The sequence below is a fragment of the Planococcus maritimus genome (assembly GCF_001687625.2).
GTDB lineage: Bacteria > Bacillota > Bacilli > Bacillales_A > Planococcaceae > Planococcus > Planococcus maritimus.
In genome coordinates, this window is the sequence record NZ_CP016538.2 from 1940215 (window position 1) to 1955267 (window position 15053).

Consider the following 15053-nt stretch of genomic DNA (forward strand, 5'->3'; position numbering starts at 1 on the left):
CGGTTAGTTTTCATCAAACAAGCTCGTCATTTTCTTGGCAAAACCGTTATCGGTAATCGCCAGAACGACGCGTGCTTCTTTTCCTATAGCATGGCCAATTTCATAGCGACTCGCGCCTATGCGCACTGGAACATTATAGGAATTGCATTTATCATGCAGTTTTTTTCTCGTGTTTTCGGATGCATCTTCAGCCACGATGACCAATTTTGCATTGCCGCGCCGCACTTCGCTAATCACCAATTCTTCGCCGGTGACCAATTTGCGTGCCCGCGTGGCAAGTCCCAAAAACTGCAGGATTTTTTCTTTATTCATGATTTCAGCTGCTCTCTGCGTACGGCATGGACGAGCTCTTCGTAAATTTCGCTTGGAACTTTCACTTCAAGTTGCTTGTCCAATACCTTCTTTTTACGCGCTAGTTCGATGGCATCTTCCGATTTGGAAACATAAGCGCCTCTTCCTGATTTTTTACCTGTCAGGTCGACGAACATGTCTCCTTCTTTGGAGCGTACTACGCGAATCATGTCCTTTTTCGGAAGCATTTCACCAGTTGCGACGCATTTTCTTAGTGGAATCTTCTTTTGCATAGCCAACGGATATCACCTTCTCAGCTTATTCTTCTTCGTCGTAAAAATCAAAGCCATCCGCATCTTCATCTGCGCTTGTATCGGCAGAAGCTGACTCAGCAGACGGATAAATTCCCAGTTCACGGGCATCCGTTTCACTCTTGATATCGATTTTCCAACCTGTCAATTTCGCTGCCAAACGCGCGTTTTGCCCGCGCTTGCCGATTGCAAGAGACAATTGGTAATCAGGAACGACGACTGTTGTCGATTTATCGTCATCGCTCACTTGCACGTCCAATACTTTAGACGGGCTGAGTGCATTTGCGACAAAAACAACCGGATCTTCCGACCATTCCACGATGTCGATTTTCTCGCCGCCCAATTCATTGACGATGGTTTGTACACGGCCGCCTCTTGAACCGACGCATGAGCCCACTGGATCTACTTCTTCATCCGTCGCATGGACAGAGATTTTCGAACGGTCTCCCGCTTCACGGGCAATCGATTTGATTTCTACAATGCCGTCGTAAATTTCAGGCACTTCGTTTTCAAACAAACGGCGTAAAAGCCCTGGATGTGTCCGTGAAACGAATACTTGCGGGCCACGTGTTGTCCGTTCAACTTTAGTGATATAGACTTTGATGCGGTCATGCGGCTGGTAGTTTTCGTTAGGCATTTGTTCTGTCTGCGGCAATACCGCTTCGACTTTCCCAAGACCGACATACAAATTGCGGGCATCCATGCGTTCTACGATGCCGTTGACGATGTCATCTGCACGGTCCACATATTCTTCAAAAATCAATCCGCGTTCGGCTTCACGTACACGCTGCGTGACAACTTGTTTTGCTGTTTGTGCAGCAATGCGGCCGAAATTACGCGGTGTAACTTCTTCTTCTACAATATCGCCAATTTCATAAACCGGGTTCAATGCATGCGCATCTTCCAATGAAATCTGCAAGCGGTCATCTTCGACTTCTTCAACGACATCTTTGCGCGAATAAACCAGCATCGTCCCCGTATCTAAGTTTAAATCGACACGGACGTTTTGCGCTTGGTTGAAATTGCGTTTATAAGCGGTGACAAGCGCTGCTTCGATCGCTTCGATCAACACATCTCGCGAAATTCCTTTTTGTTTCTCCAACACTTCTAAAGCATCCAATAGCTCACTGCTCATGTTATTCACTCCTAAATTCTTCTATTCAGCTTGCAGAAAAATCGATTGCCAAACGAATCACGGCAATTTTCTTTCTCGGGATGCTGATGGTTTTTCTGCGAGTTTTGATTTTGACCTCAATCTCTACTTGTTCTTCATCATACGACTTCAAATAACCTTCGAATTCTTTGACATCTTCAATCGGTTCGTACGTTTTGATGTAGATGAAGTTTTCCAAAGCTTTTTCGAAATCCTTCTCTTTCTTCAACGGACGTTCCGCTCCTGGTGATGAGACTTCCAGGAAATAGTTCTGCTCGATTGGATCAGTTGCGTCCAACTCTTCGCTTAAACGCTCGCTGACAATTGCGCATTGATCGATATCGATCGGCTCTTGTGGATTGTCCACATAGACGCGCAAGAACCAGTTCTTGCCTTCTTTCACAAACTCGACATCGACTAGCTCAAGTTCCAGTTCATCGACGATTGGTTGTGCCATTGCTTCAATTTGTTCTGTAATTTTGCTCATAAAATGCCTCCTGCCAATAATATGCCATAACAAACAGAAAAGAGCGGGAGAACCCACTCTTCTGCGACAGAGCTATCAGTAAATGTTATTACAATAATACCATGCTTAGCGGTGCGGCGCAACTGACTAGAACAAGGACAGCTGATTGGCATCAGGCATTCCCTCTAGGCAACCGTGATCATCCATATACTCGATGATTGTTTTTGAGACGCGCCCGCGCTGCTGCAAATCTTCCTTCGACAGGAATTCACCCTCTGCCCTTGCTGCAACGATCGATTTCGCGGCATTGGTGCCAAGTCCTGGAATTGCGTTGAACGGCGGAATCAAGGTATTGCCTTCAATTAAAAATTCATCTGCGGAGGATTTATACAAATCGACTTTTTGGAATGTATAACCGCGCTCGACCATTTCAAGCGAGAGTTCCATAACCGTCATCAAGTTCTTTTCTTTTGTCGAAGCTTCCAATCCTTTTGAATTGATTTCGTCTACTTTGGCACGGATCGAGTGAGATCCTTTCGCCATGGCATTGACATCGAAATCTTCTGCCCGCACCGTGAAATACGCGGCGTAATAGAGGACCGGGAAATGCACCTTGAAATAAGCGATCCGGACTGCCATCAAGACGTAAGCCGCGGCGTGCGCTTTCGGGAACATGTACTTGATTTTCTTACACGACTCGATATACCAGTTCGGGACCGCTTGTTCTTTCATCGCCGCTTCCATTTCCGGCGTCAAGCCTTTCCCTTTCCGTACCGATTCCATAATCTTGAACGCCAAGGAAGACTCAAGCCCTTGATAAATCAAGTAAACCATGATGTCATCCCGGCAGCCGATCACGTCGGACAGCTGGCATGTGCCGTTATGGATCAATTCTTGGGCATTGCCGAGCCAAACATCCGTACCGTGTGACAATCCCGAAATCTGTACGAGTTCAGAGAATGTCGTCGGTTTTGTATCTTCGAGCATCTGGCGGACAAAGCGCGTGCCAAATTCCGGGATGCCGAGCGTTCCGGTTTTGCAGCCGATTTGCTCTTTCGTGACGCCAAGCGACTCAGGCCCTGCGAAAATCTTCATCACTTCCGGGTCGTCGGTCGGGATCGTCTTCGGGTCGATGCCGGATAAATCCTGCAACATGCGGATCACTGTCGGGTCATCATGCCCGAGAATATCGAGCTTCAATAAATTATCGTGAATCGAGTGGAAGTCAAAATGAGTCGTCTTCCATTCAGAATCCTGCGCATCTGCCGGGAACTGAATCGGCGAGAAATCATAGATGTCCATATAATCAGGCACAACGATGATACCGCCCGGGTGCTGCCCTGTGCTGCGCTTAACGCCGGAGCAACCCTGTACCAAACGGTCGATTTCAGCACCGCGCATGGTCATATCGCGGTCATTGGCGTAGCCGCGCACATACCCATAAGCGGTTTTCTCAGCTACTGTCCCGATCGTGCCGGCCCGGAAGACATTGTCTTCGCCAAACAGCACTTTCGTGTAATTATGAGCTTGCGGCTGATATTCGCCACTAAAGTTTAAATCGATATCGGGAACTTTATCGCCTTTAAATCCGAGGAAAGTTTCAAACGGGATATCCTGACCGTCTTTTTTATAGGGAATGCCGCAGTCCGGACATTCTTTGTCTTTCAAGTCAAAGCCGGAGCCGACAGAACCGTCATCAAAGAACTCGGATTTTTTGCATTTTCTGCACACATAATGGGGCGGCAAAGGATTAACTTCCGTGATTTCAGTGAGCGTCGCAACAAGTGAAGAGCCGACCGACCCACGCGAACCGACGAGATAGCCGTCGTCCAGTGATTTTTTTACCAGTTTATGTGAAATCAAGTAAATAACCGCGAAGCCGTGTCCGATAATCGATTTCAGTTCCTTCTCGATGCGCGCTTCGACAATCTCCGGCAAGTCATCGCCATAAATCGAGCGAGCCATCGTGTAACTGAGCTCCCGAACTTCCTCGTCTGCTCCTTCAATTTTCGGTGTATACAATTCATCTTTAATCGGTTTTACAACATCGATCATATCTGCGATTTTCAAGGAATTGTCGACGACGAGTTCACGTGCCGTCTCTTCGCCAAGAAAGTCAAAGGCATCGAGCATTTCATTGGTTGTCCGGAAATGCACTTTCGGCAAGGTCGACCGGTTCAACGGGTTGGCCCCGCCTTGTGAACCGATCAGTACCTGGCGGAAGATGGCATCCGTTTCGTCTAAATAATGGACATTCCCAGTCGCGACCAAAGGCTTATCGAGTTTACGGCTTACTTTGACTAGCTTTCTAATGATGTCTTCGAGATTCCATTCATCGCGAATCAATTCCCGATCGATTAATGGTTGATATACTTCTTTCGGATGCACTTCCAAATAATCATAGAATTGCGCAGTCCGTTCGACTTCTTCCATTGATTTTTGCATGACTGCCTCGAACACTTCACCTTTATCGCAACCCGAGCCGACAAGTAAGCCTTTCCGGTGACGCTGCAGGAGCGAACGCGGAATACGTGGCACGCGGTAAAAATAATTGATGTGGGACGCTGATACGAGCTTGAACAAATTCTTCAAGCCTTCCTGGTCTTTGGCTAGCAAGGTGCAATGAGTCGGACGCGAACGTTTATAGGAATCTCCCGTGCCGACGTAATCATTCAATTGATCGTGGTAGAGAATGCCTTTATCATCCGCTTCTTTCAACAGATGCGTTAACAGGTAAGCGGTCGCTTCCGTATCGTAGATGGCGCGGTGATGCTGCGTAAGTTCGATATTGAACTTTTTAGCCAAGGTATTCAGTCGGTGATTTTTCATTTCCGGATGAAGCATGCGGGCAAGTTCTAGCGTATCGATGGTGGCATGGGTTTGATCGATGCCGTATTTTTTATAGGCAACATACAAAAAGCCCATATCAAACGAGGCGTTATGCGCGACCATAATATGGTCTCCTGCCCATTCATGGTATTCGCGAATGACTTCCTCGACTTCCGGTGCATTGCGCACCATATCATCTGTGATGCCGGTCAAATCAATGGTTGTTGCCGACAAGGGATGGTGCGGGTTGGCGAAGCGCTCGAATTTATCGACGATATTGCCGCCTTTGATTTTCACCGCCGCGAGCTCGATGATCGTATCGTAAACGGCGGATAGTCCGGTCGTCTCCAAGTCAAAGACCACAAAAGTCTCTTCTTCAAGCAATGCGTGGCGTTCTTCGTAGGCAATCGGCACACCGTCATCGACTAAATTCGCTTCTAAGCCAAATATCGCTTTGATGCCATGCTTTTGACTCGCGGCATACGCGTCTGGAAATGCTTGCACCCCTGCGTGATCCGTGACGGCAATCGCTGGATGCCCCCATTTCGCCGCTTGTTCGACTAATGAGCCAATCGAAGAGACCGCATCCATTTGGCTCATGGGCGAATGCAGATGCAGTTCTGCCCGCTTCACTTCAGCAGTATCTTTGCGGACCGATGGAGTAATTTCGACCATGTCGTTCGACATCATGACCAAGTCTCTAACGAAGGTGTCGGTTTGAATCGAGCCTCTCGCTCTCAGCCACATGCCTTTTTTCGCCTGTGCCATCAATTCCGCATCTTCTTTATCGCGAGAGAACATTTTGACAAGGATGGAGTCGGTATAATCAGTCATCTTGACCGTCAATAGCGAACGGCCGCTGCGCAATTCGCGGACTTCGACATCAAACACGAAGCCTTCAATGGTCACGCGGCGTTCTTCATCGACAATCGAACGGATTTCGACAATCGGCTCATCAGGTTTGATGGCAGAGCCCATTTGAAACGGCCCAGACGGTGCGCCATTTTCTTTGCGTTCGGTTTCCCGTTTCTTCATATCCGCGACAGCTCGTTTTGCCATCGCTTCTTCCTCGACTTTGCGCTGTTCCATAAAAGCAGCGCGTGCTTCTTGCTGATCTTCTGCGGATAGCTGAAAATCGATTGAAAATGCTGGAAATCCGAATTGCTGAAAGACTTGGCTTAGCTTTTCGGTATATTTTGATTTCAACGCCATCATTTCATGTTCGTGGCAGCAATCGATAATCAGTTTATTGCCGTTCCATACCGGCGCTTGAGACAATAGTTGCTCACGTAGCGGCGGTGCCATATCTGCCAATTCATCAACGACATGCCGCCAGTAGGCGGAAACTTGCTCACCGTCAGCTTGTTGTGCGGGTGTTTCTATGTGTACTTGAACGCTTGCAATCGATGAAAACTTGGCTTGCAGCCGCTCACGGAAAATAATAAATAATTCAAGCGGCAGTACTTGCTTGAGTTTGACGATAAATCGCCATGCCCGGTCTTTCTTGTGGACAGTCATGCGCGTCAATTCAGCCTCTTCAAAATAAGGCATGTGGACATCGTCCGTTAACTCTAGATGCTGCAGCAGCAACTTAAATCTCATCTTGGCGTCTTGCTCATTTATCATGATTATCCCCTTCGCCATTTATTTCAGAAAAAGAAAGGAAAGTACGATTGTACTTTCCTTTTATCATATCAGATTATTATTTATTTCTTAAAGAATTCGCGTACCTTGTCGAGCACTTCATTTTTATGCCATTCGACGGTTTCATTGGTTTCACGGATTTTCACTTCCAAAATTCCCTCTGCGGCCCGTTTGCCAACCGTGATGCGAAGCGGCAAGCCGATCAAATCGGCATCTGCGAATTTTACCCCAGCACGCTCTTTGCGGTCATCGAGCAGCACCTCGAATCCTTGTGCTTTCAATTGTTCATAAATTTCTTCACCCGTTTCACGCTGGACATCGTCTTTGACGTTGACCGGCACGACGTGGATTTCATACGGCGCCACCGCACTTGGCCAAGTAAATCCAGAATCGTCCTGGAACTCTTCAGCGACAGCCGCGACGATACGTGAAACGCCGATTCCGTAGCAACCCATGATATAAGGCATCGCTTTGCCCTGGTCATTGAGGAACGTTGCTTTCATCGGTTCACTGTATGTCGTGCCCAATTTGAAGATATGCCCGACTTCAATGCCTCTGGCAAATTGAATGGTGCCTTTGCCATCTGGCGACGGATCTCCTTCTTTTACAAAGCGCAAGTCTCCATAAGCTTCTACGGTAAAATCTTCACCTGGTGTGACATTTTTCAAATGGACGCCGTCTTCATTGGCACCCGTTACACCGTTGACGATTGATTGAACAGCATTGTCTGCGAATACGCGGACATCTGCCGGCAAGCCCACAGGCCCAATGGAACCGATATCGCAAGACAGCAATTCGCGCACTTCTTCAGGCGTCGCCAATTCGATCAACTTAGCACCTGAAATGTGCTTGGCTTTTACATCGTTCACTTCGTGGTCGCCGCGAGACAATACGACGATTAACTCATCGTCCGCTTTGAACACTAAGGTTTTGATGCAGTTTTCAGGCGTCGTCTCAAGAAATTCCGCCACTTGTGAAATAGTCTTTTGGTCAGGCGTCTCCACTTTTTCGACTGGAAGAGCCGATTCGTCGGATACTGGGTAATCCATTTGAACTGCCGCCATTTCGATATTGGCAGCATATGGTGAGCTGTCCGAATAGGCGATTGTATCTTCACCGATTTCCGACAGTACCATGAATTCGTGATTGTCTTTGCCGCCGATTGCTCCCGAATCCGCAATGACAGCGCGGAAATTCAATCCAAGGCGGCTGAAAATATTGCTGTAGGCTTGCATCATATCGTCGTAAGTTTGATCGAGGCTATCCGTCGTTGCATGGAAAGAATAGGCGTCTTTCATAAGGAACTCGCGTCCGCGCAACAAGCCGAAGCGTGGACGTTTTTCATCGCGGAACTTCGACTGGATTTGATACAAAGTCAGCGGCAGTTTTTTATAGGATTTGATTTCATCACGCAATAGGCTCGTGATGATTTCCTCATGTGTCGCCCCAAGTGCAAACTCGCGGTCGTTACGGTCTTTTAAGCGCATCAATTCATCGCCATAAGAGTACCAACGCCCCGTCTCCTGCCAAAGTTCAGCTTGCTGCAAAGCTGGCATGAATACTTCGACGCTATTGATCGCTTCCATTTCCTCACGAATGATTTTTTCGACTTTGTGCAAAACGCGTTTGCCGAGCGGAAGAAACGAATAAATTCCACTCGTGTTTTGGCGGATAAATCCTGCGCGCAGCAATAATTGATGCGACTTTACTTCCGCATCAGCCGGAGTCTCTCTTAATGTTGGGATAAAACTTAATGTTTGTCTCATATCCGAATACACCTCAACTGGTCATTGTATTTGTAAATCTCTATGTAGCAGAGAAAGGAAAGCGATAGACGCTTTCCTTTCATCAATTAAAAGAAAAATCGCTGGATGTCATTCCAGGTCACGACGATCATCAACAGCATCAATAGCATGATCCCTACAAAATGGACCATTCCTTCTTTTTGCTTGTCGACTGGTTTGCCACGCAAAGCTTCGACAACGAAGAACATGAGGCGGCCACCGTCAAGAGCAGGAAGCGGCAATAAGTTCATGATCCCCAAGTTGATGCTGAGCATGCCAGCCCAGCTCATAAGCGTAAAGATACCGTACTGTGCGACTTCTTCAGTCGTTTTATAAATGCCTACAGGCCCTGACAAGGCATCAATTGTGAACTGTCCAGTCACGAGCATGCCGAGCAAACGGAAAATTTCCTTGAACCAAAAAACCGTTTGTTCCGCGCCGTAAGCAAATGAACCGAAAAAGTCTTTTTCTACAGGACTTTGGTACAGCACGCCGATGACGCCGACTTCTTCTGCCGTTTGATCAGACAATTCTGGGGTGATCGTGAAACTTAGCGATTCGCCGCCGCGCTCTACTTGGAAATCAAGCGCTGTTCCGGCACTGCCTTGCACGGATTCTACGAGTTCATCCCATGTGCTGATCGATTGGCCTTCAATTTCTGTCACCAAATCGCCGTCCTGCATGCCTGCCTGTTCAGCAGGACTGTCTTCTGTAACTTCCGAAATGACTGGTTCGAACGTTGGCACGCCTTGCATCATGCCGATCGCGGTAAAGATGAAAAATGCCAGGATAAAGTTGAAAAACGGACCTGCAAAAATCGTCATGAAACGATTCGGCAAATTTTTCGCATCAAATGTGCGATCGTAAGGCGCCAAGATCGTTTCACGGCCGTTTTCTTCCACTACGGCATTGCGAGCAACTTTAATATTCATCAATTGTTCATCTTCGTCATACCCTTTGATAAAAAGGTCTTTTTCAAGATCTGCTTGTTCCACTTCTAGGAACAAAATATCGGGATAGACATGCTTTTGATTGAGTATGATTTTCTTTGCCTGTCCCTGTTCGTCAAGTAGCAATCCGATGCGGTGGCCTGCTTGCAAATGAATAGCATCCATTTCTTCGCCCGCCATGCGGACGTAACCACCGATCGGAAGCAATCTGATCGTATACAGCGTCTCGCCTCGTGTGATGGCCAAAATCTTTGGGCCCATCCCGATAGCGAATTCACGAACGAGAATCCCAGCCCGCTTAGCGAACAAGAAATGGCCCAGTTCGTGGAAAAACACTAAGGCGCCGAAAATGATAATGAACGCTAATACTGTCTCCATTTTGAACCCATCCTTCATAAACCTTATTCGGTTTTAATCTGTCGCTATTTTAGCATGTTTTCTACAGTTTTTCTCGTTTCAGAATCTGCAGCCAAGATCGTCTCCAAATCGGGAGATGCGATCGTTTTATGCGCCAGCATCGCCCGTTCAATGAATTCCTCTATTTGCAAAAAGCCGATTTGGCGGTTTAAGAACATTGCTACTGCCTGTTCATTAGCAGCATTCAAGACAGTTGTCATTGTGCCGCCTTCACGGCCGGCGTCAAATGCCAGCTTCAACGCACGAAAGCGTTCGTAATCCATCGCCCGAAAATTCAATTGGGCGATTTCCGCGAGATCTAATCGTTTAGCAGACGGGCGCGGCAGTCGGTCCGGATAAGAAAGGGCGTATTGGATCGGCACTCTCATATCCGGCGTGCCGAGTTGTGCCATGACACTCGTGTCTTGGAACTCGACCAACGAATGGATAATGCTTTCTCTGTGCAGCAAGACATCGATATCGTCATAAGCAAAATCGAACAATACATGCGCTTCAATGACCTCGAGCCCTTTATTCAGCATCGTCGCAGAGTCAATCGTGATCTTGGACCCCATAGACCAGTTCGGATGATTGAGCGCGTCTTCCACTGTGACGTCGGCGAGCTCTTCGCGTGTCTTGTCACGGAAGCTTCCGCCAGAAGCGGTCAAAATCAGACGACTCGCCTGTTCGATTTTTTCACCGTTAAGTGCTTGGAACAAAGCCGAATGTTCACTATCTACCGGCAAGATGTCTGCACCGTATCGTTTCGCACTTTGCATGACGAGGTGGCCAGCTGTCACGAGCGTTTCTTTATTGGCAATGGCGATCGTGCGGCCCAGTTTAATCGCTTCCAAAGTCGGCTCAAGTCCGACACTGCCGATCACTGCATTGACCAAAACATCCGCATCATAGGTCGAAGCTTCAATTAGGCCATGGCTGCCATGAACGAATTGAATGCCCGTAAATTCCTGTTGCAACTGCTTTGCATCTTCAGCGAGCTGAACACAAACGATTTCCGGACGAAATTCCTGTATCAGTTTTCGAGTAACTTCCATGTTTTTACCAGCTGATAAACCGACAAGCGAAAATTCTTCGGGATGTTCCCGGATGATATCCGCTGTCTGGACGCCGATTGATCCGGTCGCCCCAAGCAATATGATTTTTTTCATCAATGAAACAATCCTCTCTTAAATAAAATGCAGGAAATGCAAAAGCGGCATAACAAACAGAATGCTGTCGAATCGGTCCAAAATGCCGCCATGCCCCGGCAGCATCTTTCCAGAATCTTTGACATTGAAATGGCGCTTTAATGCCGATTCCACCAAATCACCCAACTGGCCAAAAATCGAAGCGACGATCGCCACAACGGCAACGAGTACTAGCGACTGCTCCATACCAGCAAAATAGGAGAAGATTAAGCCGATGCCTATAGCCCATATGATGCCTCCGACAAATCCTTCGATGGTCTTGTTCGGCGAAATTTCAGGCCATAGCTTGCGTTTGCCGATTTTGCGGCCGGTAAAATAAGCGCCGGAATCGGTGAACCAAACGACCAGCAGCGCAAAAACCAGCACAGCAAGCCCCGATTCCCGAGTTTCGATTAAGTAATAAAACCCTAAGCCCACATAAAGGGTACCCAGGATGGCGAACGCAGCGTCATCAAATGTAAAACTGTTTTTAACAACAACTGTATGTATGAGCAACAAAATAACTGCCATAAAGACAAATTCCACTTTTAAATAGCCGGTCCATTCGTATACTTCCTGAGACCAGTCACCCGGCAGCATAAAGGCATATAGAGCGACCAGAGAAATAAGGCCGGGCACACTCATGAGGCTCCGGCCTTTCATTTTAAGTAATTCTTGAAAACCGATTGTTGCAAGGACATATACCAAAAGAATAAACGGAATTCCGCCGATGATGACAAACGGAATGAATAAAGCAGCTGCTATAGCTCCTGTAATAATGCGTTGCTTCAATTTACTTCTTCCCCCTTCAAGCCACCAAATCGACGATTTCGTTTCTGATAAACTTCGAATGCCTCAAGCAAACAATCTTCACCAAAATCCGGCCATAAGGTATCGGTAAACCATAATTCCGTATAGGCCAATTGCCACAACATAAAATTGCTCAAACGAACCTCCCCGCTCGTTCGGATCAATAAATCGGGCTCCGGCAAAGCGCTCGTCATCAGTCGGCTTGTAATCATCTCTTCGGAAATCTCCGATGGATCCAGCTCTCCTGCCTTTACTAGCGCCGCTAAGTTTTTGACAGTATCGACGATTTCCGCCCGGCTGCCGTAATTCAATGCAAAATTTAACACCAATCCATCGTTATGCTTGGTTGCTTCTTTCGCTTTTTTAATCGCTTGAAGCGTATGGGCTGGTAAATTGTCTGTATAGCCCATCATTTCCACGCGAACATTCTCCTCAATGAGTTCCGGCAAAAAGCTGGTGAGGAATTCTTCCGGTAAACGCATCAGAAAGTCGACTTCCATTTTCGGACGTTTCCAGTTTTCCGTCGAAAAGGCATACAAAGTCAATACATCCACACCAAGATGACTTGCAAGCTTGGTGATTTTACGGACAGTCTTCATGCCTTCGTGATGTCCGGCGATTCTCGGCATGGACCGCTTTTTTGCCCAGCGGCCATTGCCGTCCATAATGATCGCGACGTGAGACGGCACACCTGCACCCGCTACAGCCATTGCACGCTCACCGTATTCCACCACTACCGGCTCTATATTTCTCTTTAATAGTTTATTGAACATAATTAATCCTCCACTTGTAACCAATCGGAATGTCTATTGCTTATCATATCAAAAAAATGGCTGTTGTGCGTGAACTTTCAAGTCACTCCCAAAATTTTGGCATGAAAAAAGCGTCCTGTTAAACAGGACGCCCAGAAACAGATGAAGTTCGCTTAAACTGCCATGATTTCAGTTTCTTTGTCTTTAGTCATGTCGTCGATCTTAGCGATATGCGTATTCGTCATATCTTGCACATCGTCCGAGTAGCCGCGCAAATCATCAACTGTGATTTCGCTCTTTTTCTCTAACTTTTTCAACTCGTCATTAGCATCGCGGCGAATGTTGCGGATACCCACTTTCGCCTCTTCCGCTTCTTTTTTCACTTGTTTAACCAAATCTTTGCGGCGCTCTTCTGTAAGAGCCGGGATCGCAAGACGGATAACATTGCCGTCATTTGAAGGGCTGAGCCCAAGATCTGATTTCATGATTGCTTTTTCGATTTCAGGCAATACTGTTTTGTCGTAAGGCTGGATCATGATCAAGCGCGCTTCCGGTACGGAAATACCCGCTACTTGGTTGATCGGTGTTGGAGCACCATAATACTCGACTGTAATTTTGTCGAGCAATGATGGGGTTGCACGCCCCGCTCGGATAGAAGCCAAATCACGCGAAAAAGCTTGAATGGCATTGCTCATTTTTGTTTTCGTGTCGTTCATGATTGTTTTTGGCATTATAATGTTCTCCTCACAACTGTCCCGATCTTTTCACCCAGAACAGCTCGTTTTATGTTTCCTTTTTCCATTATAGAGAATACTACGAGTGGAATATCATTGTCCATACATAATGTGGAAGCTGTCGAGTCCATCACTTGAAGTCCTTGTTGAATGACTTCAAAATACGATAGTTCATCGTATTTGACTGCTTCAACATCGGTTTTCGGATCAGCGGAATAAACGCCGTCCACATTGTTTTTCGCCATCAAGATGACATCAGCCTCGATCTCTGCCGCACGCAAGGCAGCCGTCGTATCTGTCGAGAAGTAAGGATTTCCAGTTCCGGCAGAGAAAATAACCACACGTTTTTTCTCGAGGTGGCGAATCGCTCTTCTGCGGATATACGGCTCAGCAACTTGGCGCATTTCAATAGAAGACAATACGCGTGTTTCCACGTCTTGTTTCTCTAAAGAATCTTGCAAGGCTAGTGAGTTCATGACGGTTGCAAGCATGCCCATATAATCTGCCGTTGCACGGTCCATGCCCATTTCAGATCCGACTTTACCACGCCAGATATTCCCACCGCCGACCACTACAGCTACTTCAACCCCAAGGTCTACGATTTCTTTCACTTGCGCAGCGACAGATTTGATGATTTCAGGGGAAAGACCGAAACCTTGTCCGCCTGCCATCGCTTCTCCACTTAATTTCAGTACAATGCGTTTGTATTTTGGAACACTCATCGGTACCCTCCGTTACACGTTTATTGAAAAACAGGGAACACAACATTGTGCTCCCCGAATGACTCATATAAAAGTTGAATTATTTTTTGTTGACTTGGCTCATAACTTCGTCAGCGAAGTTGTCTTCGCGTTTTTCAATGCCTTCGCCTACTTCATAACGGATAAACTCTTTTACAGAACCGCCAACAGATGCTGCGAAGTCGCGGACTTTCTGGTCAGAGTTTTTAACGAATGCTTGGTCAAGCAAGCAGATGTCTTCAAAGTATTTCCCAAGGCGGCCTTCAACCATTTTTTCAACGATTTTTTCTGGCTTGCCTTCGTTCAATGCTTGCTCAGTCAATACAGTACGCTCGCGCTCTACTTCGTCAGCAGAGACTTCGTCGCGTGAAATGTATTTCGGGTTTAGGGCAGCGATGTGCATAGCGATATCGCGTGCAGCTTGTGAATCAGCAGAGCCTTCCAATACGACTAGAACGCCAATGCGTCCGCCCATGTGCAAGTAAGGGCCGAAAGCATCGTTGTCTGCTTTTGTACGGATTTCAAAGCGGCGCAATGTGATTTTTTCGCCGATTTTAGCGATGGCATTTGAGATGTGATCTGCTACTGACAAGCCGTTAGACATTGTCGAAGCGTTCGCTTCATCGATTGTTGCCGGTTTAGTTGCAAGCAAATGCTCGCCGATTTCTTTAACCAAAGTTTGGAAACCTTCGTTTTTCGCAACGAAATCAGTTTCAGCATTAACTTCATAGATGACTGCTTCGTTTCCTTCTTCAAGGATTGAAGTGATCCCTTCAGCTGCGATGCGGTCTGCTTTTTTAGAAGCGCTTGACAAGCCTTTTTCGCGAAGGAAGTCTAGTGCTGCGTCAATATCACCGTCAGTTTGTACCAATGCTTTTTTGCAATCCATCATACCTGCGCCTGTTTTTTCGCGCAATTCTTTAACCATTTGAGCTGTAACTGCCATGATTAAGTTCCTCCTTCAATTTGTCTGTGTTTTCTCAAAAAAAGGTGATAAGTGGGGTTG

The 15053-nt window shown here is 46.9% G+C and carries 13 protein-coding genes; all 13 read right to left on the reverse strand.

Translation table 11 applies throughout. The annotated features are described in order from the left end of the window. Positions 1-3: 3 nt before the first annotated feature. Entirely contained in the window at positions 4-312 is a 309-nt protein-coding gene (locus tag BBI11_RS09785; protein WP_058380471.1) for a YlxQ family RNA-binding protein, read from the reverse strand. Further along, the gene (rnpM, locus tag BBI11_RS09790) at positions 309-590 is read right to left on the reverse strand and encodes an RNase P modulator RnpM (RefSeq protein ID WP_068462823.1); all 282 of its coding nucleotides are present in this window, start codon (positions 588-590) and stop codon (positions 309-311) included. Before rnpM ends, BBI11_RS09785 begins: the two co-directional genes overlap by 4 nt. Positions 591-609: 19 nt before the next feature. Then, positions 610-1737 carry a transcription termination factor NusA gene (nusA, locus tag BBI11_RS09795; RefSeq protein WP_068462826.1) on the reverse strand — a complete coding sequence of 376 codons (1128 nt, stop codon included), beginning with the start codon at positions 1735-1737 and terminating at the stop codon, positions 610-612. A 25-nt stretch (positions 1738-1762) separates the two neighbouring features. Then, on the reverse strand, positions 1763-2242 hold the full coding sequence (gene rimP / locus BBI11_RS09800) for a ribosome maturation factor RimP (RefSeq protein ID WP_068462828.1): 480 nt from the start codon (positions 2240-2242) through the stop codon (positions 1763-1765). Positions 2243-2368: 126 nt separating this feature from the next. Continuing rightward, positions 2369-6676 carry a PolC-type DNA polymerase III gene (locus BBI11_RS09805; RefSeq protein ID WP_068462830.1) on the reverse strand — a complete coding sequence of 1436 codons (4308 nt, stop codon included), beginning with the start codon at positions 6674-6676 and terminating at the stop codon, positions 2369-2371. 80 nt (positions 6677-6756) lie between these two features. After that, positions 6757-8460, reverse strand: coding sequence for a proline--tRNA ligase (locus BBI11_RS09810; RefSeq protein ID WP_068462832.1), 1704 nt, complete (start codon positions 8458-8460; stop codon positions 6757-6759). Positions 8461-8546: 86 nt separating this feature from the next. After that, positions 8547-9806, reverse strand: coding sequence for an RIP metalloprotease RseP (gene rseP / locus BBI11_RS09815; protein WP_068462835.1), 1260 nt, complete (start codon positions 9804-9806; stop codon positions 8547-8549). 44 nt (positions 9807-9850) lie between these two features. Beyond that, complete coding sequence (gene dxr, locus BBI11_RS09820) at positions 9851-10993, reverse strand: 1-deoxy-D-xylulose-5-phosphate reductoisomerase (RefSeq protein ID WP_068462837.1); 1143 nt, start codon at positions 10991-10993, stop codon at positions 9851-9853. Positions 10994-11011: 18 nt separating this feature from the next. Beyond that, the gene (locus tag BBI11_RS09825; RefSeq protein WP_068462839.1) at positions 11012-11803 is read right to left on the reverse strand and encodes a phosphatidate cytidylyltransferase; all 792 of its coding nucleotides are present in this window, start codon (positions 11801-11803) and stop codon (positions 11012-11014) included. Further along, positions 11800-12594 (reverse strand): undecaprenyl pyrophosphate synthase, encoded by a 795-nt coding sequence (locus tag BBI11_RS09830; RefSeq protein WP_068462841.1) that lies wholly within the window; start codon positions 12592-12594, stop codon positions 11800-11802. The genes BBI11_RS09825 and BBI11_RS09830 overlap by 4 nt, the downstream gene beginning before the upstream one ends. Positions 12595-12746: 152 nt before the next feature. After that, positions 12747-13304, reverse strand: a complete 558-nt coding sequence (gene frr / locus BBI11_RS09835; RefSeq protein ID WP_068462843.1) for a ribosome recycling factor — start codon at positions 13302-13304, stop codon at positions 12747-12749. Beyond that, a complete protein-coding gene (pyrH, locus tag BBI11_RS09840) occupies positions 13304-14029 on the reverse strand; it encodes a UMP kinase (protein ID WP_068462845.1) in 726 nt (241 codons plus the stop codon). Before pyrH ends, frr begins: the two co-directional genes overlap by 1 nt. A gap of 79 nt (positions 14030-14108) precedes the next feature. Further along, the gene (gene tsf / locus BBI11_RS09845; protein ID WP_068462847.1) at positions 14109-14993 is read right to left on the reverse strand and encodes a translation elongation factor Ts; all 885 of its coding nucleotides are present in this window, start codon (positions 14991-14993) and stop codon (positions 14109-14111) included. Positions 14994-15053: the final 60 nt, after the last annotated feature.